General features: G+C 73.8%; 14 protein-coding genes. 2 read left to right on the top strand and 12 right to left on the bottom strand.

Going from position 1 to position 21,184, the window contains the following annotated elements:
• Positions 1–7: 7 nt before the first annotated feature.
• From ACIPAE_RS13185 to ACIPAE_RS13170, 4 genes are all read right to left on the bottom strand, one after another.
• Positions 8–1,321: a cation:proton antiporter gene (locus ACIPAE_RS13185; RefSeq protein ID WP_402444952.1), complete on the bottom strand. Its 1,314-nt coding sequence runs from the start codon at positions 1,319–1,321 to the stop codon at positions 8–10.
• Positions 1,322–1,427: 106 nt separating this feature from the next.
• Positions 1,428–2,408 (bottom strand): nucleoside hydrolase, encoded by a 981-nt coding sequence (locus ACIPAE_RS13180; RefSeq protein WP_366410800.1) that lies wholly within the window; start codon positions 2,406–2,408, stop codon positions 1,428–1,430.
• Positions 2,409–2,434: 26 nt separating this feature from the next.
• Positions 2,435–5,671 carry a glycoside hydrolase family 38 C-terminal domain-containing protein gene (locus ACIPAE_RS13175; RefSeq protein ID WP_402444950.1) on the bottom strand — a complete coding sequence of 1,079 codons (3,237 nt, stop codon included), beginning with the start codon at positions 5,669–5,671 and terminating at the stop codon, positions 2,435–2,437.
• Entirely contained in the window at positions 5,668–6,306 is a 639-nt protein-coding gene (locus ACIPAE_RS13170; protein WP_366410798.1) for a class I SAM-dependent methyltransferase, read from the bottom strand. Before ACIPAE_RS13170 ends, ACIPAE_RS13175 begins: the two co-directional genes overlap by 4 nt.
• 73 nt (positions 6,307–6,379) lie before the next feature.
• Between ACIPAE_RS13170 and ACIPAE_RS13165 the strand changes: the two genes are divergently transcribed.
• Positions 6,380–6,766 (top strand): DUF5655 domain-containing protein, encoded by a 387-nt coding sequence (locus ACIPAE_RS13165; RefSeq protein ID WP_329363130.1) that lies wholly within the window; start codon positions 6,380–6,382, stop codon positions 6,764–6,766.
• Positions 6,767–6,783: 17 nt separating this feature from the next.
• Here ACIPAE_RS13165 and ACIPAE_RS13160 read toward each other — a convergent pair whose 3' ends face one another.
• From ACIPAE_RS13160 to ACIPAE_RS13125, 8 genes are all read right to left on the bottom strand, one after another.
• The gene (locus ACIPAE_RS13160) at positions 6,784–7,557 is read right to left on the bottom strand and encodes a thioesterase II family protein (protein WP_402444947.1); all 774 of its coding nucleotides are present in this window, start codon (positions 7,555–7,557) and stop codon (positions 6,784–6,786) included.
• A complete protein-coding gene (locus tag ACIPAE_RS13155; protein WP_329363126.1) occupies positions 7,554–8,834 on the bottom strand; it encodes a cytochrome P450 in 1,281 nt (426 codons plus the stop codon). Before ACIPAE_RS13155 ends, ACIPAE_RS13160 begins: the two co-directional genes overlap by 4 nt.
• Before the next feature lie 4 nt (positions 8,835–8,838).
• The gene (locus ACIPAE_RS13150; RefSeq protein WP_329363124.1) at positions 8,839–10,074 is read right to left on the bottom strand and encodes a cytochrome P450; all 1,236 of its coding nucleotides are present in this window, start codon (positions 10,072–10,074) and stop codon (positions 8,839–8,841) included.
• Positions 10,071–11,939, bottom strand: a complete 1,869-nt coding sequence (locus ACIPAE_RS13145) for an amino acid adenylation domain-containing protein (protein WP_402444945.1) — start codon at positions 11,937–11,939, stop codon at positions 10,071–10,073. The genes ACIPAE_RS13150 and ACIPAE_RS13145 overlap by 4 nt, the downstream gene beginning before the upstream one ends.
• A 4-nt stretch (positions 11,940–11,943) precedes the next feature.
• Complete coding sequence (locus ACIPAE_RS13140; protein ID WP_402444943.1) at positions 11,944–15,888, bottom strand: amino acid adenylation domain-containing protein; 3,945 nt, start codon at positions 15,886–15,888, stop codon at positions 11,944–11,946.
• Positions 15,885–16,655 (bottom strand): dienelactone hydrolase family protein, encoded by a 771-nt coding sequence (locus tag ACIPAE_RS13135; RefSeq protein WP_402444941.1) that lies wholly within the window; start codon positions 16,653–16,655, stop codon positions 15,885–15,887. The genes ACIPAE_RS13140 and ACIPAE_RS13135 overlap by 4 nt, the downstream gene beginning before the upstream one ends.
• A 77-nt stretch (positions 16,656–16,732) precedes the next feature.
• A complete protein-coding gene (gene pyrF, locus ACIPAE_RS13130; protein ID WP_402444939.1) occupies positions 16,733–18,769 on the bottom strand; it encodes an orotidine-5'-phosphate decarboxylase in 2,037 nt (678 codons plus the stop codon).
• Positions 18,766–20,022 (bottom strand): DegT/DnrJ/EryC1/StrS family aminotransferase, encoded by a 1,257-nt coding sequence (locus ACIPAE_RS13125; protein WP_402444937.1) that lies wholly within the window; start codon positions 20,020–20,022, stop codon positions 18,766–18,768. The genes pyrF and ACIPAE_RS13125 overlap by 4 nt, the downstream gene beginning before the upstream one ends.
• A 276-nt stretch (positions 20,023–20,298) precedes the next feature.
• On the opposite strand from ACIPAE_RS13125, the gene ACIPAE_RS13120 reads away from it, so the two are divergent.
• Positions 20,299–21,051, top strand: a complete 753-nt coding sequence (locus ACIPAE_RS13120) for an ArpA protein (RefSeq protein ID WP_329363111.1) — start codon at positions 20,299–20,301, stop codon at positions 21,049–21,051.
• Positions 21,052–21,184: the final 133 nt, after the last annotated feature.

The following is a 21,184-nucleotide window of genomic DNA, read 5'->3' as shown; positions in this document are numbered from 1 at the left end:
CGGGCGGTCATCGTCCGCTCCCTTTCAGCGGCTCGGCGGGCTCGGCGGGCTCGGTCGGCTCGGCGGTGACGGCCTCGTCCGCGCGGGCGTAGGGCAGGTGCGGGACGAAAGGGCCGGCCATCGCCGTGGTCACCAGCGCCATGATGACCATCATCGTGAACATGCGGCCGTCCAGCACACCCATGGTGACGCCCGCGTTGAGGACGATCAGCTCGGTCAGACCGCGGGTGTTCATCAGGAACCCGACCGTGCGGGACTCCCGCCAGGAAAGGCCCGACAGGCGGGCCGCGCCGGTCCCGCCGAGCAGCTTCCCGAGGCTGGCGACCCCGCAGATGGCCAGCAGTTCGAGCACTCCGCCGCCCCCGAGCCGGGTGACGTCGACGGCGAGGCCGGTGCTGACGAAGAACACCGGCAGGAGCAGCGCGGTCACGTGCTCCATCGGTATCCGGACCCGCAGTTGCAGGGAGCGGTGCGCCTCGCGCGGCATGATCAGGCCGAAGGAGAACGCCCCGAAGATGGCGTCGAGGCCGATCTGGTTGGTGACGTAGCCGGCGAGGAACGCGCCGCTGGCGAACACGCCGAGGAGGAGCGGGGAGACGTCGCCGTTGCGGGTGGCGCGGACGACCAGCAGCCTGACCAGCGGCCGGACGGCAACGACCAGCACCACGACGTACAGCGCGGAGTACCCGACGATGCCGAGGAGCTTCCCGGGGCCGTCCGACACCGCGACGGCGGAGACGACGGCGAGCATGCACCACGCGAGGACGTCGCCGATCGCCGCACTGCCCAGAGCGAGCACGCCCGCCCTGGTCATCTGCAGACGGTGTTCGAGGATGATCCGGGCCAGTACCGGGAACGCGGTGATGGCCATGGCCGTGCCCACGAAGAGCACGAAGGCCGACTCGCCGACACGGTGGCCGGCGACTTCGGCGTGGTCGTGGAACAGCCATGTCGCCAGCAGCAGTCCGGTGACGAACGGCAGCGTGATGGACGCGAGCGAGAGGCCGAGTACGGCGTTCTTGCTGCGCCGGATCTCCGCGGCGTTCATCTGCCAGCCGACGAGGAACATGAACAGCAGGATGCCCACCTGGGCGATGGCTGCCAGGTCCGGTCGTACGGCCGGGGGGAACAGCCGGTGCGGCAGGTTCCCGGGCAGCAGCCCGAGCAGGCTCGGGCCCAGGGCGATGCCGGTGATGATCTCGGCGATCACCTGGGGCTGCCGGAGCCGCCGGAAGAGCGGGGTCAGGGCGGCACTGACGAGCAGGACCACCGAGACGTCGGCCATGGCCTCGGCCAGGAGTTGGGTCGGGTTCTGAGCCACTGGTTACCTCGCGGGGTCGTCGGATCGAGGGAGGCGTGGGAACGTCCGCGGTGTGCACGGCGGGCGCGCGGCCGGGCTCCGGGATCGGGAGGGGCCGGTACCGGGATCAGGAGGGGTGGGCGCCACCGGTGAGCCGGGCGAGGAAGTCGGGGACGAAGTCGCGGGTGCCGGCGCCGACGGCCACCCGGCCGCACATGTCGAGGCGTTCGCTGATGCCCGGCGGGAGGTTGGGGTTGTTCGTCTCGACCTCCGGCACGAAGACCGTGCGGCCCCGGCCCAGCCCGAGGTCGCAGCCGACGACGACGGCACCGTGTTCCAGCGCCGCGAAGCGGGGATCGGTGGCGACCGCGACCGCGAGCGGGTCGTGCAGGAAGCAGTGCTCCTGACCGGTGAACCGTGCGTACGCGGCGAGGTAGTCGCGCAGGACGCGTGCGGACAGTTCCGTTCCGGCGCCGCCGTGCTCCTCCATGACCGCCAGGTCGGACCGGTCGAAGACGGCCAGCTGGGTGGCGTCCAGCCCCACCATGGTGAACTCGATCCCGCTGGACACGACGATGTCGGCGGCGTCCGGATCGGCCCAGATGTTGAACTCCGCGACGGGGGTGATGTTCCCGGGCACCCGGGCCGCGCCGCCCATGAACACCAAGGCCCGCACCCGCCGGGCGAACCCCGGGTCCAGGACCAGCGCGGCGGCCACGTTCGTCAGCGGTCCGGTGGCCACGACCGTCAACTCGCCCTCGAAGCGGCGGCTGAGGCGCAGCAGGGCCGACACCGCGTCCTCGGCGGGCGGCCGGACGCGCGAGTCGGGAAGCGTCTGCCGGCCCAGGCCCTCGGGACCGTGGAAGTCCGATCGCACGGTGACCCGGCTGATCGGCCGTCCGGCGCCGCGGTGGACGGGCACGTCCGCGTCGATCCCGAACGCGGCCGCGATCGCCCGCGCGTTGCGGAACGTGCCGTCCACCGGGAGGTTTCCGCCCACCGCCGTGTAGGCCCGGAGATCCCATTCCGGTCGGGTGAGCAGGTAGTGCAGCGCGACCGTGTCGTCGAGACCGGGATCGCTGTCCAGCACGATCGGCATAGGCGTCATCGGTGGGACTCCTTCTGGTGGCGCGGTCACCCTCGGGGTGCGTCACGCGGGTCGGGACGGGGCGGTGCCGCGGGCGAGAACGAGGGCGAGCGGAGAAGGAACGTCTCGAACGCCCACGGTGCCAACGTCACGGTGAGCCGGCCCGCGTCGACCGGCAGGCGCTCCCCGGGCTGCTCGGTGAGCGTCGTCCGCCGGCACTCCACGTCGGGCGGCAGCCCTTCGAGGGTGGTGCGGCCGCCGCGGCCGGACCAGTCGGCGACGCGGTAGATCAGCCCGTCGCCGCCGTCGGCCCGCTTGACCGCGCCGACCAGCCCGCTGCTGTCCGCGGTCGGCACAGGCAGTGGCACCGGCAGTGGCACCGGCAGCGGGCGCCGGCCCTGCGCCTGCGCGGCCGGCCGGCCCGGCACGCCGACGACGACCGGCCGGACCAACCGCTCGGCCAGCAACGGAAGGCGGGCGTCCTGCCAGGTGCCGGGGTGCGGCACGATGCTGTAGCGGAAGGTGTGCGAGCCGAGGTCCGATCCGGCGGCCGGATCGTAGGCGCTGCGCAGCACGGTCATGCGCACGCGCGGCCCCAGCGCGTCGTAGCCGAAGCGGTCCTCCGACACCAGCGCGACGCCGTGCGCGCCGTCGCCGACGTCCACCCAGCGCTGCATCGGGCGCTCCTGGCCGTTGGCGGACACCTCGACCACACCGGCGGCGGCCGCCGCGTGCACGCGGGCAGCTGGCAGATCGGGCGTGCACGCCACTTTCAACGCCGCGGCGCCGTGCGCGTCGCCGACGGGTTCGTGCCAGTCGACGTGCAGGGTCACGTCGATGCGGGGCAGATCCCGATAGACCGTCAGGTCCTGCACGACGGAGGTGGCTCCGACCGTGTGCTCGGTGCGCAGCACGGCCCGCAGCGGGCCCTGCTCGCGCCAGGAGGTACGGCCGGTGTGGATCAGCGACACCTCCTGGTGGACCTCGTGCAGGTGCCAGGCGGACATCGCGTGCGGTCGCTCGCGGGCGATCTGCAGGACGTTGAGCCCCAGCTCGGGGCGCGCCGTGTTGGGGAACGTGGTCCTGCGTCGGGTGCCGTACGCCACGAGTTCGCGGTGCCCCTCGCGCATGGTCAGCGAGACGATGGCGCCGGCGTCTCCCCTGACCAGCAAGGAGAAGAACCGGTTGCGCACCGCGAAGAACTCCTTGCGGTTCTCCTCGCCGACGAAGACCTCGGGGGCGCCGTGGCTGCCGCACTCCAGGATCGCCTCCGGCGGCGCGGGGGGCTGCTCGCCTTCCTCGAGGCGGAACCCGCCGACCTCCCAGGGCCCGACGGGCGCCAGGAACCCCGTGCCGGTGCCGGTGCGTTGCAGCGCGAACCGCTCCCCGCCGGCGGAGACGGCCACGGTCGGGGCGCGGTGGGAGCGAAGCACGGCGTCGTCGGCGCGAATCCACTCCTCGCGCTGCCAGGGCGTCGGGTTGGCCACCACGAGGTCGGCGTCCGGCGGGAGGGGCAGCCGCGCCAGCGAGGCGTCGCGCAGCCGGGCGACGGTCCGGCTCCAGGCGGCGGAGTCGGCGGCGAGCCGGGTGTAGACGTCGGCCATCGCGGTACCCGCCGCCGTGTCGTGGTTCTGCCGGAAGAGCAGGGCGCGCCAGGCCTGGCGCAGCTCGGGGCGCTGGTCCAGGCCCGCCATGCAGGACAGCGCCTCCGCCTCCAACAGGGCGCTCTCCGCCTGCCGGATGCTCTGCTTGGCCACCGCCTGGGTGGTGTACGCGCCTTCCGAGATGGTCGGGGGGAGCGCCTGGAAGTCGGGCAGCGGCCCGCGTGCCACCGCGTCGACGAAGGTGTCCAACCGGGAGGGGCGGGCTGCCGGGAGCCCGCTGCCGGACGCGTGCCGGGCCAGGCGGGCCAGCCCTTCTCGCACCTCCTGCCCGGTGTGCCCGTCGATGTCGAAGAACAGCACCCCCACGTCCAGGCCCGCTCGGCGTGCCTGCACGGCCGCTTCGGCGACCCGGCTGTGGAGCAGCTCCCCGTCGTAGGCGTCGGTCACCACGCCGATCACGCTCGAACCGTCCGGTCCGGTCCACCGGTAGGCGGGTCCGCCGTGTCGCGGCAGCGGGTGGCAGCGGGTGTGGAAGTACGCCGTGCAGCCGGCCCGGGCCAGCAGACCGGGAAGGGTGGCGGGGTGGCCGAAGGTGTCGGCGGCGACGCAGACCCGGGGGCGCACCCCCAGCACCTGCTCGCTGTAGCGCAGCCCCTCGGTGAGCTGGCGGGCGACGGACTCGGCCGACGGCACGTTCATGTCGTGCTCCACCCAGGTGGCCGTGAGCGGTTCCCATCGCCCGCCGTCGATCAGGCGCTGGACGGAGTCCATCAGGGCGGGCTCCTCCGCGCGGAGCATCTCGTACACCACGGGCTGGCTCAGGCTGAAGCACAGGTCGGGGTGCGAGTCCAGCAGCTCGACGGCCCGGGCGCAGACCGCCTTGGCGGCCCGTCCGGCCTGCTCCCAGTTCCACAGCCACTCCAGGTCGAGGTGGGCGTGCCCGACGAGGTGGACTTCGGGGAAGGGCTCCAGGTCCGCACGGACCGGCGGGAGCACCTCGGAGAGCAGGTCGGGAAGCGTGTCGACGGTGGCGGCCGGAAACTCCTCGGCGCGCTCGTCGATGGCGGCCAGGACGGCGGGGCGCAGGTCCGGGCGCTGCTCCGTCGCCAGCAGCAGCCGGGCCCAGGCGCGGTCGGCGTCGTGCCAGCGTTCGCGCAGCAGCGGCGTGGAGAACGCCAGCCGGAATCCGTAGGCGACCAGGTTGTCCGGGACGTCGATGGTGAGGTCCAGCTCGTGGACGCGGCCCGGCACGAGCTCGGGCAGCACGCCGGTCAGTATCCGGCCGCGGATGATCGGCGGGTCGTCGCACCGCGCGACCTCGCGTCCGTCGCACCGCAGCCGGAAGGGGAACCGGCTGAACACGTGGCAGTCCAGGCGCTCCCCGGCGAGTTCGATCCGGCCCAGCCGCCGCGGCGCCTTCAGCCGGGTGCGCATGCGCACGGTGCGGCCCGGGGGCAGTTCGGGGCCGACGAAGTGCCCGCCGGAGGTCTGTACGGCCTTCCGGCCCCGGTCCGGTCCCTCGGTGATGTCCCAGCGCTGACCGGGGAAGCCGAACCGGCTGTGGTCGAGTATGTCGCGTAGCTCCGTGAGCCGTTCGCGCAGCGGGTCGCTCCACCAGGGGTCCGGGTCCACCCGCCGCGACGCGGCCGCGGCGGACCCGGGACTCTGCACGGTGGTCATGACGCCCCCTCCGGCGGCGCGGGCGTCGTGGGCCGGCGCGCCACCACCTTCGTCACGGAGTGGCCGTGCTCGCGCGGTACGCCGGCGTGGGACGACACGAAGGTCTCGTCGCGGACCGCTTCGACGCTCCAGCCGTCGTAGAGCGAGAGGCACCAGGAATGGGTGGGGATGAAGCGCGGCGGTGCCCGGTGCCCGTCCAGTTCCTGGTGCCGGTCGTTGAAGCAGCACATGAGGTGGCGGCCGCCGGGCTTCGTCGCCTCCCGCAGCCGGGTGATGACGCGCACGGCGTCGTCGGCGTCGGCGAGCCAGTGCACGACGCTGTCGACGACGACCAGGTCGTAGTGGGCGAGGGGCAGTTCGACGTCGCGGAGGTCCGCCTGCTCCCAGCTGACACCGGGCAGCTCGCCGGAGGTCCGCACGGCATGCTCGATGGCCAGCGCGGAGATGTCCAGTGCGCGCACCGTGGCCCCGAGACGCGCGAGGTGGGCGGTGTTGCGGCCCTCCCCGCAGCCGGCGTCGAGGACGCGCCATCCGGAGACCGGCGCGGCCCTGGCCGTTTCCGTCAGGAGGGGTTCGGGGTCGGTGCCCCACACGCAGGCACTGGTGGCGTAGGCGTGGTCTGATCCGCCGTCCATCGGTGGTTCCTCTCGTCGGTGTGGGTCATGCGAGGGCTGGGACGCGTGCAGGAGTGTCGCTACCATCGCCGGCATGGCAATCGACGAATGGACTGTCGAGCGGCACCTGGTCGGCAAACCGCCGGAAGTCGTCGCGCTCTACCACCGCTTCATCGAACTGGCCGAAGCGTGCGGGTCGTTCACCTATTCCGTGGCGAAGTCGGCGATCACCCTCAAGGGCGAGCGCCGGGGGTTCGCCGGCGCGAGCCCGGGCCGGGACCGGCTCGACGGCTACCTGGACCTCCAGCGCAGCGTCACCGATCCGCGGATTCGCCGGTCGGCGCCGTACACCAAGCGGCTGTTCGTGCTGCACTTCCGGGTCACCTCGCTGGAGGAGCTGGACGACGAGTTCGCCGGCTGGGTCGGTGAGGCGTACGCCGTCGGCCAGGGTGACCACCTCGACCAGCCGCCCACCCGGTAGCAGCGGCGCCGCCGCGCTCACCGGCCGGCCGCGCGCGCGATCAGGTCACGCAGGGCGGGTGGGCAGCGCAGGTAGTCGCGGTGCCCACCGTCCAGCGTGTGGTGGCTCACCGGCGCGCACTCGTCCCACCCGTCATGCACCTCACGGTCGGGGACGACGTCGTCACGGCTCCACCCGATGACGCTCACCGGGCAGGGCAGCGGCTCGGCCGGCCGGTAGGAGTAGCCGCGCTGGACGGCGAGTTCCGCCGCCAGCACCTCGGCGGCCAGCTCCGCCAGGTCGTCGGGCAGGGGACGGCCCACCTGCCGCGCCATGCTCCTGACCTCGGCGACCGCGTCGAACGCGGCCAGGTCGACATGGTTGAGCCGGCCGTACAGGCCGCGGTGCGGGGCGCCCCACGACGACGCGAACAGCCGTACCGGCGGCGCCAGTCCCCGCTCGCGGGCCAGCCGGATCGTCTCCAGGGCGTACGGGACGGCGCCGCAGTGCGCGGTGAAGGCGTAGCGCCGGCCGCGGACGTGGGGTTCGATGGCCGTCACCAGGTCCGCGGCGAACGCCGCGTGCGTCGGGTGCGCCTCCTCCCGGAACCGGCCCTCCCGGCCCGGCGGTTGCAGCGGCACGACCTGGAAGGCACCGAGACCCGAGGCGGGCCAGTCGTGGTAGGTCGAGGCGCCCATGCCGGTGTAGGGCAGGCAGAACAGCAGCGCCTCACCGTCGGGGACCGGCCGGATGAACCAGCGGTCGGTCGGGGGCACGTCGTCCGGTCGGGTGGACCGCGGGCCGCCGGTCATGCGCTCACCCGCGGGTCCTGCCGGCCGCGAGAGCCCTTCTCCCGTCCCGCGAGGTGCACGCGCAGGGGGAGGCCGGTGATCCCGTTGATGAAGTTCGAGTGCAGGTGCCGTACCTCGCCGGCCGGCTCCCACCGCTCGACCGCCGGGAGCAGTTCCTCCAGCAGCACGCGAAGGACCAGGCGGGCGGCGGGACCGCCGTTGCAGAAGTGGATGCCGTTTCCGAAGGCGAGATGCGGGTTCGGCGTGCGCCGCGGATCGAAACGGTGGGGGTCGGTGAAGCGGGACGGGTCCCGGTTGGCCGACGCCACCCACGCGCAGACCAGTTCGGCGGGCGCGATCTCGGTACCGGCGATGGTGGTGCGGTGCTTGGCGCGGCGCACCAGGTGGTTGGTGGGGGTGGCCCAGCGCAGTCCCTCCTCGACCGCCGCTTCGACCCGGTGCGGTTCGGCGCGCAGCGCGTGCCAGAGCTCCGGCTGCTCGGCGAAGGCGAGCAGCAGGTGGGCGGCCACGTGGGGGGTGGTGGTGTTGGCGCCCATGATGAAGCTGTAGCAGTTGAGGACGACCTCCTCGGTGGTGAACCGGCGCCCGTCGGCCTCGACCGCGAGGAGGCTGGTGATGATGTCGTCCCGCGGTCGCGACCTGCGCGCACGGACAAGGCTGTGGAAGAGCGCGAAGAGCTCGTGGTGCGCGGTCCGCAGGGTCTCCTGCACGCTTCCGTCGTGGAACGCCGGGTCGGCCGGCGCGACTCCGGCCATGGTCCAACGGGCGACGTCGGCCCAGTGCTCGCTCGGGATGCCGATCACGTCACCGACGGCCGCGAGCGGCAGCGGCAGCACCAGCGGTGCCAGGTCGACGACCCCGCCGCCGCTCAACGGCGCGAGCAGGGCCCGCACGTTGGCCCGGACGCGGTCCTCGTGGCGGAGCATCGCGCCGGTGGACAGCAGCCGCATCGTCGGCACCCGCACGGCGGTGTGACGCGGCGGGTCCATCAGGTTGATGGTGCGCCCGCCGGCCAGGTCGCCGTCGAGCACGGCGAGGATCGTGCCGTGCTCCGAGCTGAAGGTCCGGTGGTCCTTGATGACCCGCAGGACGTCGTCGTAGCGGGTCACCGACCAGTAGCGGGCGCCTCCCGGACCGGTCTGCGGCCATACCGGTGCCCGCTCGCGCAGGGTCTGCCAGGCGGGGTGCTGGGTGCCACCCGCGTAGCGTTCGGGGTCGAAGAGGTCGATGGTGTCCAGCGGCACGGTCAGGTCGTCAGTGGTGAGTGCGTTCCGCATAGTCCTAGCCCCGGAAGCCGATCGGTAGGTGAGTCAGGCCGTTGATCCAGTTCGAGTACAGATGGGTCGGCTCGCCGACCGCCTCGACGACCGCCGACGGTCGCAGCAGCCGGGTGAGGAGCATGACGAGCGCGGCGCGCGACAGGTGCGTGCCGACGCAGAAGTGCGGGCCGGCGCCGAATCCGAGGTGGCCGTGGGAGCGCCGGTCGATCCGGAACCGGTAGGGGTCCTCGAAGACGTCCTCGTCCCGGTTCGCCGACGCGACCCACGCGCAGACCCAGTCGCCGGCGCGGACCCGGACGCCGGCCAGCTCGGTGTCGCGGGTGGCGCGCCGGATCAGATGGTGCGTCGGTGACGTCCACCGGGTGCCCTCCTCGACGAGCGCGGGCAGCAGGCGGTGGTCGGCGCGCACCGCGGCGCTCAACTCCGGTTGCTGGGTGAGGATGTGGAGGACGTGTCCGGCGACGTGCGGCGTGGTGGAGTGGGCGCCGAGGACGTAGCTGTAGCAGTTGAGCACGATCTCCCGCATCGTCAGGTGCCGCCCGCGCACGGTGAGGGAGGACAGGACCGTGAGCAGGTCGTCGCCCGGGTCGCGGCGGCGGTGCCGCAGCGCCTCGGTGAACAGGTCGAACAACTCGTGGTGGGCGTTGAGCATGGTCTCCTGCACGGTGGCGCCGACGGCGTACTCCGGCTCCTCCGGCGCGATGCTCACCGCCGCCCAGCGCCCGATCTCCTCCCACAGGGGTTCCGGTACGCCCATGAGGTCGCCGAACATCGCCATCGGCAGCCGCCGGCCGACCTCCGCGAAGTCCCCGCCGCCCGCGGCCACGAAGGAGGCGGTCAGGTCGTCGATCCGCTCGCGTATCCGGGCGGTCCGCCGCTCGACGCCCGACCGGCTCAGCAGCCGCATCGCGGGCATCCGCACCTCGCCGTGCTCCGGCGGGTCCATGAGGGTGATGGTCTGGCCGCCGGCCGGGTCGCCGACCCCCACCGACGCGAGGATCGTGCCGTGTTCGGAGCTGAAGGTCTCCGTGTCCCGCAGTACCCTGCCGCAGTCCGCGTGCCGGGTGACCGACCAGAACGGGGTGCCGCCGGCCGCGTGCTGCCGCCACACCGGGGCGTGCCGGCGCAGCGTCCGCCACGCGGCGTGCTGGCAGCCGTCCCGGTAGCGGCCGGGATCGAAGAGGTCGACCGTGGCGAGGTCGACGTCGTCGTCAGGTGTCGACGAGGTGATCTTCATGACCGTCCCGTCTCGGCCTCGACGGCCTCGACGGCCTCGACGACGCCGGCGGCACCGGCGGACTCGGCGGCACCCCTGGAGGTGCTGCCACTGCGGCCGTCCAGCAACTCCGCCAGGAGCGCGACCGTGGGGTGCGCGAAGAACTCGCGTGACGACAGCCGGTAGCCCATCAACCGGAGCCGTTCCAGGACCTGCACGCTCTGCAGCGAGGTGCCGCCGAGCGCGAAGAAGCCGTCATCCCTCCCGACCAGGTCCAGGCCGAGCAGTTCCTGGAGCGTCGTGGCGATGGCCTTCTCGGTCGCGGTCCACGCCGGGACGTAGTCGTCGAGGCCCATCAGTTCCCGCGAGCGCCAGGGCGCGGGCAGCGCCCGCCGGTCGACCTTCCCGTTCCGGTCGAGGGGGAGTTCGTCGAGCAGGGCGTAGTACGACGGGCGGGCGTAGCCGGGCAGTCCCTCGTCGGCGAGGTACCGCAGGTCCGCCTGGCTGAGGGTGGCCCCGGGCTCCGCCGCCACGTAGGCGACCAGGCGCCGTTCCTCCTCGGCGGCGCCCACGACGGTGACGGCCGCGGCGGAGACCCCCTCGCACGTGGTGAGGAACGCCTCGACCTCCGCGGGCTCGACGCGGAAGCCGCGGATCTTCACCTGCCGGTCGATCCGGCCCACGAACTCGACCGCGCCGTCCGGGAGACGGCGGCCGAGGTCGCCGGTGCGGTAGATCCGCCGGCCGGGGGCCGCCGCGAAGGGATCGGGCACGAAGCGTTCCGCGGACTCGCGTGGGCGGTGCAGATAGCCGCGCGCGACTCCGCCGCCGCCGACGTAGATCTCGCCGGTCTCCCCGTCCGGGAGCGGCCGCAGGTCGGCGTCGAGCACTTCCATGCTCCGGCCGGCCAACGGGGTACCCAGCGGGACCCGTTCACCGGTGCCGGCCGGGTCGACCCGGTGCAGGGAGCTGAAGACGGTCGTCTCGGTCGGTCCGTAGGCCGCGTACACCCGCGCGCAGCGCCCGGTGGCGGCGCGGACGTGCCGGGCGGACAGGACGTCGCCGCCGGTGATGACCCGGGTGACGCCCTCCAGCGCGTCCGGGGCCTGCTCCATCAGCGCGTGGAAGAGGCCGGTGGTCAGGAAGAGCCAGTCCGGCGCCGCGGCGCGGATGCCGCCGGCCATCGCGTGGATGGTCAGGTCGTCGCGCGCGATGACCTCCACGCGCGCACCGCTGCCCAGCGCGCACCACAGCTCGAAGACCGAGGCGTCGAAGGAGGTGGGCGCGAACTGCGCGACGACGTCGCCCGGGGCGATGCGCAACCGGGGGTCGCCGTCGATCAGGTCGAGCACGTTGCCGTGGCTGACCGCGACGCCCTTGGGCCGCCCGGTGGACCCCGAGGTGTAGATGGCGTAGGCGAGGTTCTCCGGGTGGGTCGCCCGGCGCGGGCCGGCGGGCGCCGGTGAAGCGCCGGTGTCGCCGGGTATGGCGACGCCGGCCGGCCCCGGCGCGTTCCAGCGGCCGACGTCGGCGGGGCGGGTGACCATCCGGCGCACCCCCGCCTCCGCGATCGTCGCCTCCTGCCGTGCCTGCGGGTGACCGGGGTCGACGGGCACGTAGTAGGCGCCCGCCATCAGGATGCCCAGGGCCCCGACGGCGAACTCCGGTGAGCGCAGGGCCGTGACGCCGACCGCCGTCTCGTGGCCGACCCCGGAGCGGCTCAGCTGTTCGGCCAGCAGCTCGGCCCGGGTGACCAGTTGACGGTAGGTGAGGCTGGTGCCCTCCGCGCTGATCGCGATCTGGTCGGGCTGCCGTTCGGCCCACTGCCGAACCCGTTCGTGAATGCCCGTAGCCGGTTCGGTACCGGTGTTGTGCAGTGCCGCCACGTGATCACCTCATCCTGGGACGTGCCTCGCGGTCGCTCGCTTCGGCCCGGGCCCGCCGCAGCAGCGCGGCCCCCAGCTCCACGAGACGCCGCGGCTGCGTTCGCAGCACCGAGTAGTGGTCGCCGGGCAGGTCCACGACCTCCAGCGCCCCGCACAGCGGGCGCCAGTCCGTCGCGAGCGACCGCGACCGCGCCGCCTGGACCAGGCTCACCGGGCCCGGGTAGTACGTCGGGGTGTGTGCGAGGACCAGCTCGACGGTGGCGCTGAACGCCTCGTACCGCGCCAGTAGTTCGTCGACGTCCAGCAGGCCCCCGGCCGCCACGTCCTTGAGCACGCGGTCGGGGAAGCGCTCGTCGACGTGGTCCGGCAGCGGGAGCGCGATGTCCGCGCGCAACGCGAGATCGTGCAGGAAGGCGGCCAGCACGCCGGACGAGCCCGGTGCGGCCGGTGCGGGGCGTACCGGCGAGTCGATCAGCAGCACCGGCGGAAGCCCGCCCACGCTCTCGTGCCACAGCCGGGCCATCTCGTGTGCCAGCACGCCGCCCGCCGACCATCCGGCGAACACCACCGGGGTCGCCGCCAGCGTCTCCCGCAGTGCCGTCACCTGCGCCGCCGCCAGGGCCGTCAGGTGGCTGCCGCGGGTGCCGACGACGTCCACCAGCCGGCGCGGGTAGCGGTCGCCGATCGCGCTCAGCCAGGGGCCGTATCCCAGGCCGGCGCCTTCGACGCCCACCAGGACCAGGGTCGGTTCGCCGGACGTGACGTCGGCCGGCACCGCCTGCGAGCCCATCCACTCGGCGAGTTCGGCGACGCTCTGGCGGGCGAGCAGGACCTGCACCGGAACCTCGTGCCCCCGGGCCTCCAGCTCGGTGAGCAACTGGACGAGGAACAGCGAGTTGCCGCCCAGCACGGGGAACTGGTCGTGCCGGCCGACGGATTCCAGGCCCAGCAGGTCGGTCACGAGGTCCGCGACGACCTTCTCGGTGGCGTCGGTGATCGGGGTGCCCGACACGCGGGTCCCGGGGGTGACCGCCGGCAGGGCCTGGTGGTCGACCTTGCCGTTCGGCGTGAGCGGAATGCGGGGCAGCACCACGAGGTGCGCGGGGACCATGTGTTCGGGAAGGCGTTCCCGCAGGGTGCGCAGGAGCGCGGCGGGGGAGAGGGACGTGGAGTCGCCCGGCGACACGTAGCCGACCAGGCCGCCGCCGTCCGCGCTGCCATCCGCGCCGCCGTCCGCGCCGCCATCCCGCGCGCGTGCCGCGACGACCACCGCCTCGCCGACCCCTGGTATCGCGGCCAGCGCGCTCTCGATCTCGCCGGGCTCGACCCGGAATCCACGGACGCTGACCTGGCGGTCCATCCGCCCGAGGATCTCGAACCTGCCGTCCGGCAGCCGGCGGGCGAGATCACCGGTGCGGTACAGCCGGGAGCCCTCACGGCCGGCGAGCGGGTGCGGGACGAAGCGCTCCGCCGTCGAGGCCGCGGCCCCGGTGTAGCCCCGGGCGATCCGGTCCCCGCCGACGCAGAGCTCCCCGGGCACGCCGACCGGCAGCGGCCGCATCCGGTCGTCCATGACGTGGACGTCCGTCGCGGACACCGGACGGCCCACCGGCAGGCGCACCGCCCGGTCGGGGACATGGCTGACGGGCTCGTAGGTGGCGAGCATGGTCGTCTCCGTCGGGCCGTAGGTGTGCACGACCTGCCCGCCGAAGCCGGTGGACAGCAGCGCGCGCACCGCGTGCGGACTGCCGGCCTCGCCACCGAAGTACAGCGCCCTGAGCGGTGCGCCGGCCAGGTGCCCGGTGTACGCCCCGTGGTTGACGAGTGCGCTGGGCACCGACAGCACGTCGATCCGCGCGTCGGTGAGGGCCCGTCGCAGCGCCTGCGGTGACATGATCACGTCGCGGTCGAGGATGTGCACGCAGCCGCCGTTGAGCAGGGGCGCCCAGATCTCGAAGGTGGTGTTGTCCGAGCAGGGGTTGGCCGTCTGCGCGACCCTGTCGCCGGGTTCGATGCTCACGTGGTTGGCGTCGACCACCAGACCGACGACACCGCGGTGGGTGATCGCCACGCCCTTGGGGACGCCGGTCGACCCGGAGGTGGACATGACGTAGGCGAGGGCGTCCGGGTGCCCGTCGTCAGCGAGCGGGCCGGCCTCCCCGTGCCCGGTGGCCGCCTCCTCGACGCGCAGGACGCCGAGGCCCCGCGGCCAGTCGCGGCCCGCGGCAGCGGCGTCCGTCACCACGCACCGCGCACCCGACTGCCGCAGCACCTCGCCGAGCCTGGGGTCCGGGTGGTCGGGGTCCAGCGGCACGTAGGCGCCGCCGGCCTTGAGGATGCCGAGGTAGGCGACGACGAGGTCCACCGAGCGCGGCAGGCACACCCCGACGGTGTCCTCGCGGCGGACGCCGTGCCGGCGCAGGTACCCGGCGACGGCGTCGGCACGCCGGTCGAGGTCGCCGTAGCCGATCTGCCGCGTGCCGTGGACGACGGCGACCGCGTCGGGGCGGCGCCGGGCCTGCGCGGCGAAGCGGGCGTGCACGGTCCCGCTCGGGGCGGCGCCGGCCGGAAGGGCGGCCGGGGGCTCGGCCAACGACAGCCGGCTGGCGGGGAGATCGGGGTGGCGGGCGGCGTCGGCCAGGAGACGGGTGAACTGGTCGGCCATCGCGGCCACGGTCCCGGCGTCGAACAGCGCGCTGTCGTAGATCCAGTACAGGATGGTCGGATCGGTGCTCGCGTCGACGGTGAGCGTCAGGTCGCCCAGCGGGAACCACCGCTGGTGCGGCACCGCGACGGTCGCCAGGTCGCCCAGAGCGAAGGAACCCTGCTCCGGATACCTGATGTTCAGGCTCACCTGCTGGTAGGCGACGGTGCTGACGCCCTGGTCGGGCCGCAGGGTGCGCAGCAGCAACTCGTACGGGGCGTCCTGGTTGCCCATCACACCGAAGACGGTGGCCTTCGTCCGCGTGAGCAACTCGCGGAAGGAGGGGTCGCCGCCCAGGTCCAGGGGCACCGGGAACGACCCGGCGAACATCCCGACCAGGCGCTCGACCTCGGGACGGAAGCGCTCGCCCGCGACCGGAAGGCCGATGCTCAGGTGCTCCTGCCCGGTGTACCGGTGCAGGAGGACGCCGAGCGCGGACAGGGACGCCACCACCAGCGTGGTGCGCTCCGAGCGGGTCAGCGCCGCCAGTTCGCCGGTCACCGACGCCGGCAGCGTGACCTGGTGCACGCCTCCTCCGCGCTCGCGGTCGCTGTCGCGCCGGCGGTCCGTCGGCAGGTCCAGCACGGGCGGGCAGTCGGCGAGCCGGCGGCACCAGTAGGCGACCTGCCGCTGCACCTCCGGCAGGTCCTCGCGGGCGCGCTGCCAGGCGGCGTAGTCGGCCGGCCGGAGAGGAGGCGCCGCCTCGGCGGCCTCCCCGGCGTTGCCGCCGCCGGTCTCGGCGCCGTACAGGGCGCCGAGGTCGGCGAGCAGGATGGGCCAGGACAGCAGGTCGATGACCACGTGGTGGGCCACCAGCAGCAAGGTCCACCGGTCCTCGCCGGTGCGCAGGACGACGATCCGGAACAGCGGGCCCCGCGACAGGTCGAAGCTGCCGGCCGCGGCGGCGTCGACATGGCGCGCGGCGGCGCCGGCGGGGTCCGGGTCGCCCCGCAGATCGACCTCCTCCGGTGCCAGCACCCGGTCGACGCACACCCGTTGGCGCGGAACGCCCCCCACCACGTCGATCACCGTGCGCAGCGCCACATGGCGTTCGCCCAGCCGGGCCGCGGCCCGGGACAGGGCTCCGGGGTCGAGGTCGCCGCGCAGCGCGAAGCACCGCACCCCGGTGTAGGTGGCGAACTCCGGGAACATCCGCTCGGTCAGCCAGATGCCCTCCTGAGCGTAGGTCAGCGGACCCTCAGCGCGGGAGCCGCCGCCGGGGCGCGAGATGCCCTCCACGCTCATCGCGGGTCCTCCGGCCGGCCGGCCGCGGCGCCCGCGGGCTGCCGCCGCGGCTCCACCGGCGCGGCGAGCCCCAGGAAGGCGGTGGCACGGTCCCAGGCGCGCGCGGCCACGACCGGGTGGTGGCGGTCCGCCGCGAAGCGGTTGGCGAAGGCGTGCCCGGCGCCCGCGTAGGTGCAGGCCTCCAGGTAGCCGCCGACCTCGTCGAACGCCTGCACCGCGCGGGCCAGTCGCCCCGCGTCCGGGTTGGTGTCCCGCGATCCGCGGTGGAACTGGACGGGTGCGGCCCCCGCGCTCGTCCGCTCCAGCGGACTGACGGCGTGGTGCCAGCCCTGGTCCAGGGCGCCGCCGTAGAAGCAGCAGGAGCGGTCGACACCGGTCCCCGCGACCGCCGCGAGGAAGGCCAGCCGGCCGCCCATGCAGAAGCCGAGCGCCGCCACGTCGCGGCCGGTCCGGCGCAGGAGCCGCGTCCCCCCGGCCATCACCTCCAGCAACTCCTCGTCGCGCAGCAGGCTCTTGCGCTCCTCGGGAGCGAGGCCGGGCGGCTGCCCGGCGAAGAGTTCCGGCACGGTGACGGCGCATCCCAGCCCCAGCAGGCGGGCGGTGATGTCGGCGGTGAAGTCGTCCAGCCCGGTGCGGTGGTGCAGGAAGAGCACGGCACCCACCGGCTCGGCCGGCGGCAGGAACGTCCACACCGGGGTACGGGCGATCACCGTGCGATCGGACGGCTCGGGGCCGTTTCGGGCGAAAGGCCGGGGCAGATCGTTCATCGGCTCCTCCTGCGGCACCGGAAAGCGGAATCTGGACGGCGGGACCGGTCGTGTGCGCGAGCGGGCGAGGGCCTCGCTCACCCGCGCAGTGGCCGCAGCACCTCCTGCCAGTGGCGGACCCGGTCCAGCACGGCGGCGGGTCCCGCCTCGAGCACTCCTGAGGTGATCGGCAGCATCGCTCGGGACGCCCCCGCCGCCCCGACGACCTCGCGGAACTCCTCGACGGTGCGGCCCGGTCTGCCGAGCCCGGGCAGCGAGACCAGGGTGCCGGGCATCCGCCGCAGCAGGGCCACCGCCTCGTGCGGGGGAGCGCCCACCACCGCCGCCGCGGGACCGGGGGCACCGTCGGCGGCGAAACGGCGGTTGTGGCCGGCGATCCCGTCGGCGAGCTGCTCGCTGACCGTCACCCCGTCCGCGCTCCGGGCGAGTTGGGCTCCCGCTTCATGGTTGCTGGTGCGCACCAGCAGGAACGCCGTGCACCGCCGGCCGGCGGCCAGGTCGAAGAGCGCGGCGGTGGCATCGAGACCGAGGAAGGGCGCCACCGTCACGGCGTCCGCGCCCAGGACGCTCTGCGGGCCCAGATAGAGATCGGCGTACGCGGCCATGGTGTCCGCGGTGTCGCAGCGCTTCGCGTCGGCCACGGTCAGGGTGCCGCGCTGGGCGCAACCGGCCAGGAACGCCGCCATCAGCTCCAGCCCTTCCGGGCCGAACCGCTCGAAGAACGGCGTCTGCACCTTGACCGCGGCGACGCTCTCCACGGCGTCCAGCAGGCGCTTGCAGAACTCCTCCACGCCGGCCGGGTCGTCCCGCAGCCCCCATGCGGACAGCCACTTCGGGGACGGGGCGATCCCGACGGCGAGATTGGTGCGCTCGGCGGTGAGCTCGGGCCAGCCCGAGAAGCCCGTCCTGGGCGCCGGGTTCCGCGCACGTGTCCGATCGCGCACTGGCTTCCTCCGTGGGGTGGTGACCGCGTGGGGGGTACCGGGTCCGGACCGCTCGGCGCCCGCCAGTCCCGCCAGTACCGGGCCGAACCGCGCGGTGCCCTCCACCACCGGGCAGTCACCCGCCCGCTGCTGGACGACCGTCGCCAGCTCGCCGTAGGTCGGTGCCACCGCCGTCAGCCGGGACGTGGCGAAGACCCCGCGCTCCGGATCGGCGAAGGAGGGCCCGGAGTAGGGCAGTTCGGCAGCGACCCCGTGGGCCGGGAGGTCTCCGCGGGCGCCCGGTCTGCGGTGCATGTCGAAGACCGGCAGCCCGGCGGCCAGCGCGGCGATCCGCAGCGTGCCCGACACCCGTGGGTTGATCTCCAGGACGTGCACGGTTCCCTCCGCCGTGACCAGGAGTTCGGCCTCCGCCCAGCCGATCGAGCCGGCGGCCGCCGCGGTGCGCAGGCCGTACTCCCGCAGCACCCGGTCGAGGGCGGGGCCGCCGAACGGGTCGGGACACAGCCGCAACCGCCGCCAGGGCGGGACCAGGTGGCGGCTGGTGGCGCCCTTCCACACCGGCGGCAGCACCGCGGCGCCCGCGGCGTCCCGGTAGACCAGCACGGAGTACTCGGTGCCGTCGGCATAGCTCTCGCAGAACTCGTCCGGCCCGGCCGCGGCCGCGCCCGCCAGGTCGAGTCGGATGCCCTCGCTCTGGGTGCCGAAGCGCGACTTCACCACGACCGGCGTGTCGCCGGCCGGCGCCGGCGGCGGCCGGTCGCCCGGCCACCAGGGAAGCGTGCTCAGCCCTTCCTCGTCGAGGAGCCCGCGCATCGCGAACTTGTCGACGCCGAGCCGTGCCGCGCGTGCCGACTGCGCGAGCACGGTGCGTCCCTGGGCGCGCAGCTCGTCGGCGAGCGCGCTGTCGCGCAGGAGCGTCTCGTGACTGGAGTGGAACACCACCAGGTCCGCGTCCGTGCCCCGCAGCGCGTCCCGGGCCTCCTCGGACGCCAGGTCCGGGCCGGTGCCGGCGTGCACGACCTGGTCAAGGCCACCGGGGTCGGCCACGAAGTACGGCAGCCAGGCAAGCAGCGAGCCGGGGGCCACCACATGCAGCGCCGACAGTGCCGAGGGCGCCGCGGGCCCGGGCTCCGCCGGACTCCGCCAGGTGGCGCGCGCCTGACGCGTCATGCGAGGAGCTCCGCGAACTCCTCGACGTAGCGTCCGGGCAGCGGACTGTCCTGCTCGTACAGGAAGCTGACGGGCAGCCGGAGCCAGTGGGCGAAGAGGTGGTCGGCGCGCGGGAAGGCACGGGCACCGGACCGGGCCGCCGCGCGGGCGGCCCGCGCGGTGCGGGGCGACCAGTCCGGTGCGCTGCCGCGGAAGAGCGGGTAGTGGTGCAGGGGGCGGGTCGAGGGCGCCCGCACGTTCAGCCCGCGGCTCTGGAGCAGCCGGACCAGGGTGTCCCGGTCGAGGCGGGCGTCGTCGCCCACCTCCACCACGCCGTCGTACCACGCGCCCGTGCTGCTGCCCGGCCCCACGGGTACCGCCCGGATGCCGGGCAGGGCGGTGAGGCCGTCGACCAGCGCGCCCATGTTCGCCTGCCGGCGGGACACCATGACGTCCAGGCTCTCCAGGTGTTCCAGGGCCAGCACCGCGGCCGTCGGGCTGATCCGGAGGTTTCCGCCGAGACCGGTCGGCAGCAGCGCCGCGTACCGCTCGTCGTGGATGGTGAGGTCCGTCCGGTGGCGGAAGTTCGCGAGCAGGCAGGCGCGGGCGTAGAGGTCCGGGTCGTCGGTGAGCAGCATGCCGCCGAGGCCGCCGGAGACGGCCTTGTGCCCGCCGATACTGAAGACGGAGATGTCCGCGAGCGACCCGACCGGCCGGCCGCGGTACCGCGCGCCGTGGGCGTGGGAGCAGTCCTCGACGAGCGGGACCCCCCGCTCCCGGGCAAGGGCGATGATCGCGTCCATCGGGCCGGGGTTCCCCCACAGGTGGGTGACGGCGATCGCCCTGGTCCGGGAGGTGAATGCCGCGGCGAGCCCTTCGGCGGTGGCCTGACCGGTGGCGGGCGCGACATCGGTGAGCACCGGGACGGCACCGAGCAGCAGCAGGGGACTGACCGCGCTGAAGAACGTGTAGACCTGCGTGGCGACTTCGTCGCCCTCGCCGAGGCCGAGCGCGAAGTAGGCGGCGAACAGCGCGGAGGTGCCCGAGTTGAGCGCGAGGGCGTGCCGGCGGCCGTGGTAGCGCGCGAACGCCTCCTCCAGCGCGGCGATCTCCGGCCCGTGCCCGTAGTCGAACGACCGGCCGGCGCGCAGCATTCGGGCCACCGACTCGATGGTGTCGTCCCGGTAGACGGGCCACTCCGGTGGATGGGCGAGCTTCGCTCCGGTCGCCGCACCGCCGCCCGCATCCGCCGGACGCGCGCCAACTGCTGTCATCGCCGCTGCCTTTCCGCACGCCGAAGAACCTCCTCGCGCCGCGGGAGGTGGAAGGTGCTCACGAAGGTCGTCGAACCGGACTCGCAGACCACAGTGCAGTGCGTCGGCAATGTGCGCAAGCCCCGCTCGGGGTGGTCCGCGCGTAACGCCGGAAGGCGGCCGGGCCGCGCTTTTCCGGTCCCGCCGCTTTGCGTCCGGTACACCGTTGTCGACCGCAATCGGAGCGGGTTATGTTGCCCGAACTCATTCAGCCGGCCGATCGACGGGAGTTGTGCTGTGGGCGAGAACGACGCGCTGGCGAACGACATCGAGGAACAGCTGCGGAATCACCTGGCCAAAGAATTCCACGACGACTGGACCGTCCGCGGGCTCTCCCAGCACTTCCGCCGCGAGGGCTACGTCAAGGTGTCCGGGATCGTGCCGCCGGATCTCAAGCGCGCGATCGGCGACGACGCCCGTCGACTGCTGGACCAGGCAAAACGCATCGACACCACACTCAAGGAGACGTCGAACACGCCCCGCAGGATGAGTACGGTCGGCTTCCGCCACATCGCCGACAACAGCGAACTGGTGCCGGCGGTCTACGAGTCGCCCGCGCTGCTGGAATTCCTGTCCCGGCTGGCCGGGGAAAGGGTGCTGCCGTGTCCCTACGAGCCGGAGCGCTTCGTCATGACGAAGCAGGAGAAGGTCGGTGACACCCACGGGTGGCACTGGGGCGACTTCTCCTTCGCGCTCATCTGGATCGTGGAGGCGCCCGAGATCGAGGCGGGCGGAATGCTCCAGTGCGTTCCGCACACCGACTGGAACAAGTCCGACCCGCGCGTGCACGACTATCTCGTCAAGTACCCGGTGAAGACCTATTACCACAGCAGCGGGGACATCTACTTTCTGCGCACCGACACCACCTTGCACCGGACGGTCCCGCTCAACCGTGACGCGACCCGCATCATTCTCAACACGGCCTGGGCGAACGCCGCCGACCTGGAGAGCGCGGACTCGCACGAGACCATGGACGCGCTCTTCGACTGAACACCGCGTACCCGACGGAGCCACGACGGCGGGGGGGGCGGGCCCCCCCCGGCGCGCGCCCCCCCCCCCCGCGAGGGGGCGGGCCGCCCCCCCCCCCCCCGGGGGGGTGTGGGGGGGCCGGGGGGGGGGGCGC

This window comes from Streptomyces sp. NPDC087270, from assembly GCF_044744625.1.
GTDB lineage: Bacteria > Actinomycetota > Actinomycetes > Streptomycetales > Streptomycetaceae > Actinacidiphila.
This window is presented reverse-complemented; position numbering and strand designations above follow the sequence as displayed.

What these genes read in the sequence shown, in the direction of transcription:
- ACIPAE_RS13165 (WP_329363130.1), top strand. Translation starts at nt 6,380, where the DNA reads ATGGCAATCGACGAATGGACTGTCGAGCGGCACCTGGTCGGCAAACCG.
- ACIPAE_RS13135 (WP_402444941.1), bottom strand. Translation starts at nt 16,655, where the DNA reads ATGAACGATCTGCCCCGGCCTTTCGCCCGAAACGGCCCCGAGCCGTCC.
- pyrF (WP_402444939.1), bottom strand. Translation starts at nt 18,769, where the DNA reads ATGACGCGTCAGGCGCGCGCCACCTGGCGGAGTCCGGCGGAGCCCGGG.
- ACIPAE_RS13155 (WP_329363126.1), bottom strand. Translation starts at nt 8,834, where the DNA reads ATGCGGAACGCACTCACCACTGACGACCTGACCGTGCCGCTGGACACC.
- ACIPAE_RS13175 (WP_402444950.1), bottom strand. Translation starts at nt 5,671, where the DNA reads ATGACCACCGTGCAGAGTCCCGGGTCCGCCGCGGCCGCGTCGCGGCGG.
- ACIPAE_RS13170 (WP_366410798.1), bottom strand. Translation starts at nt 6,306, where the DNA reads ATGGACGGCGGATCAGACCACGCCTACGCCACCAGTGCCTGCGTGTGG.
- ACIPAE_RS13160 (WP_402444947.1), bottom strand. Translation starts at nt 7,557, where the DNA reads ATGACCGGCGGCCCGCGGTCCACCCGACCGGACGACGTGCCCCCGACC.
- ACIPAE_RS13140 (WP_402444943.1), bottom strand. Translation starts at nt 15,888, where the DNA reads ATGAGCGTGGAGGGCATCTCGCGCCCCGGCGGCGGCTCCCGCGCTGAG.
- ACIPAE_RS13180 (WP_366410800.1), bottom strand. Translation starts at nt 2,408, where the DNA reads ATGACGCCTATGCCGATCGTGCTGGACAGCGATCCCGGTCTCGACGAC.
- ACIPAE_RS13125 (WP_402444937.1), bottom strand. Translation starts at nt 20,022, where the DNA reads ATGACAGCAGTTGGCGCGCGTCCGGCGGATGCGGGCGGCGGTGCGGCG.
- ACIPAE_RS13150 (WP_329363124.1), bottom strand. Translation starts at nt 10,074, where the DNA reads ATGAAGATCACCTCGTCGACACCTGACGACGACGTCGACCTCGCCACG.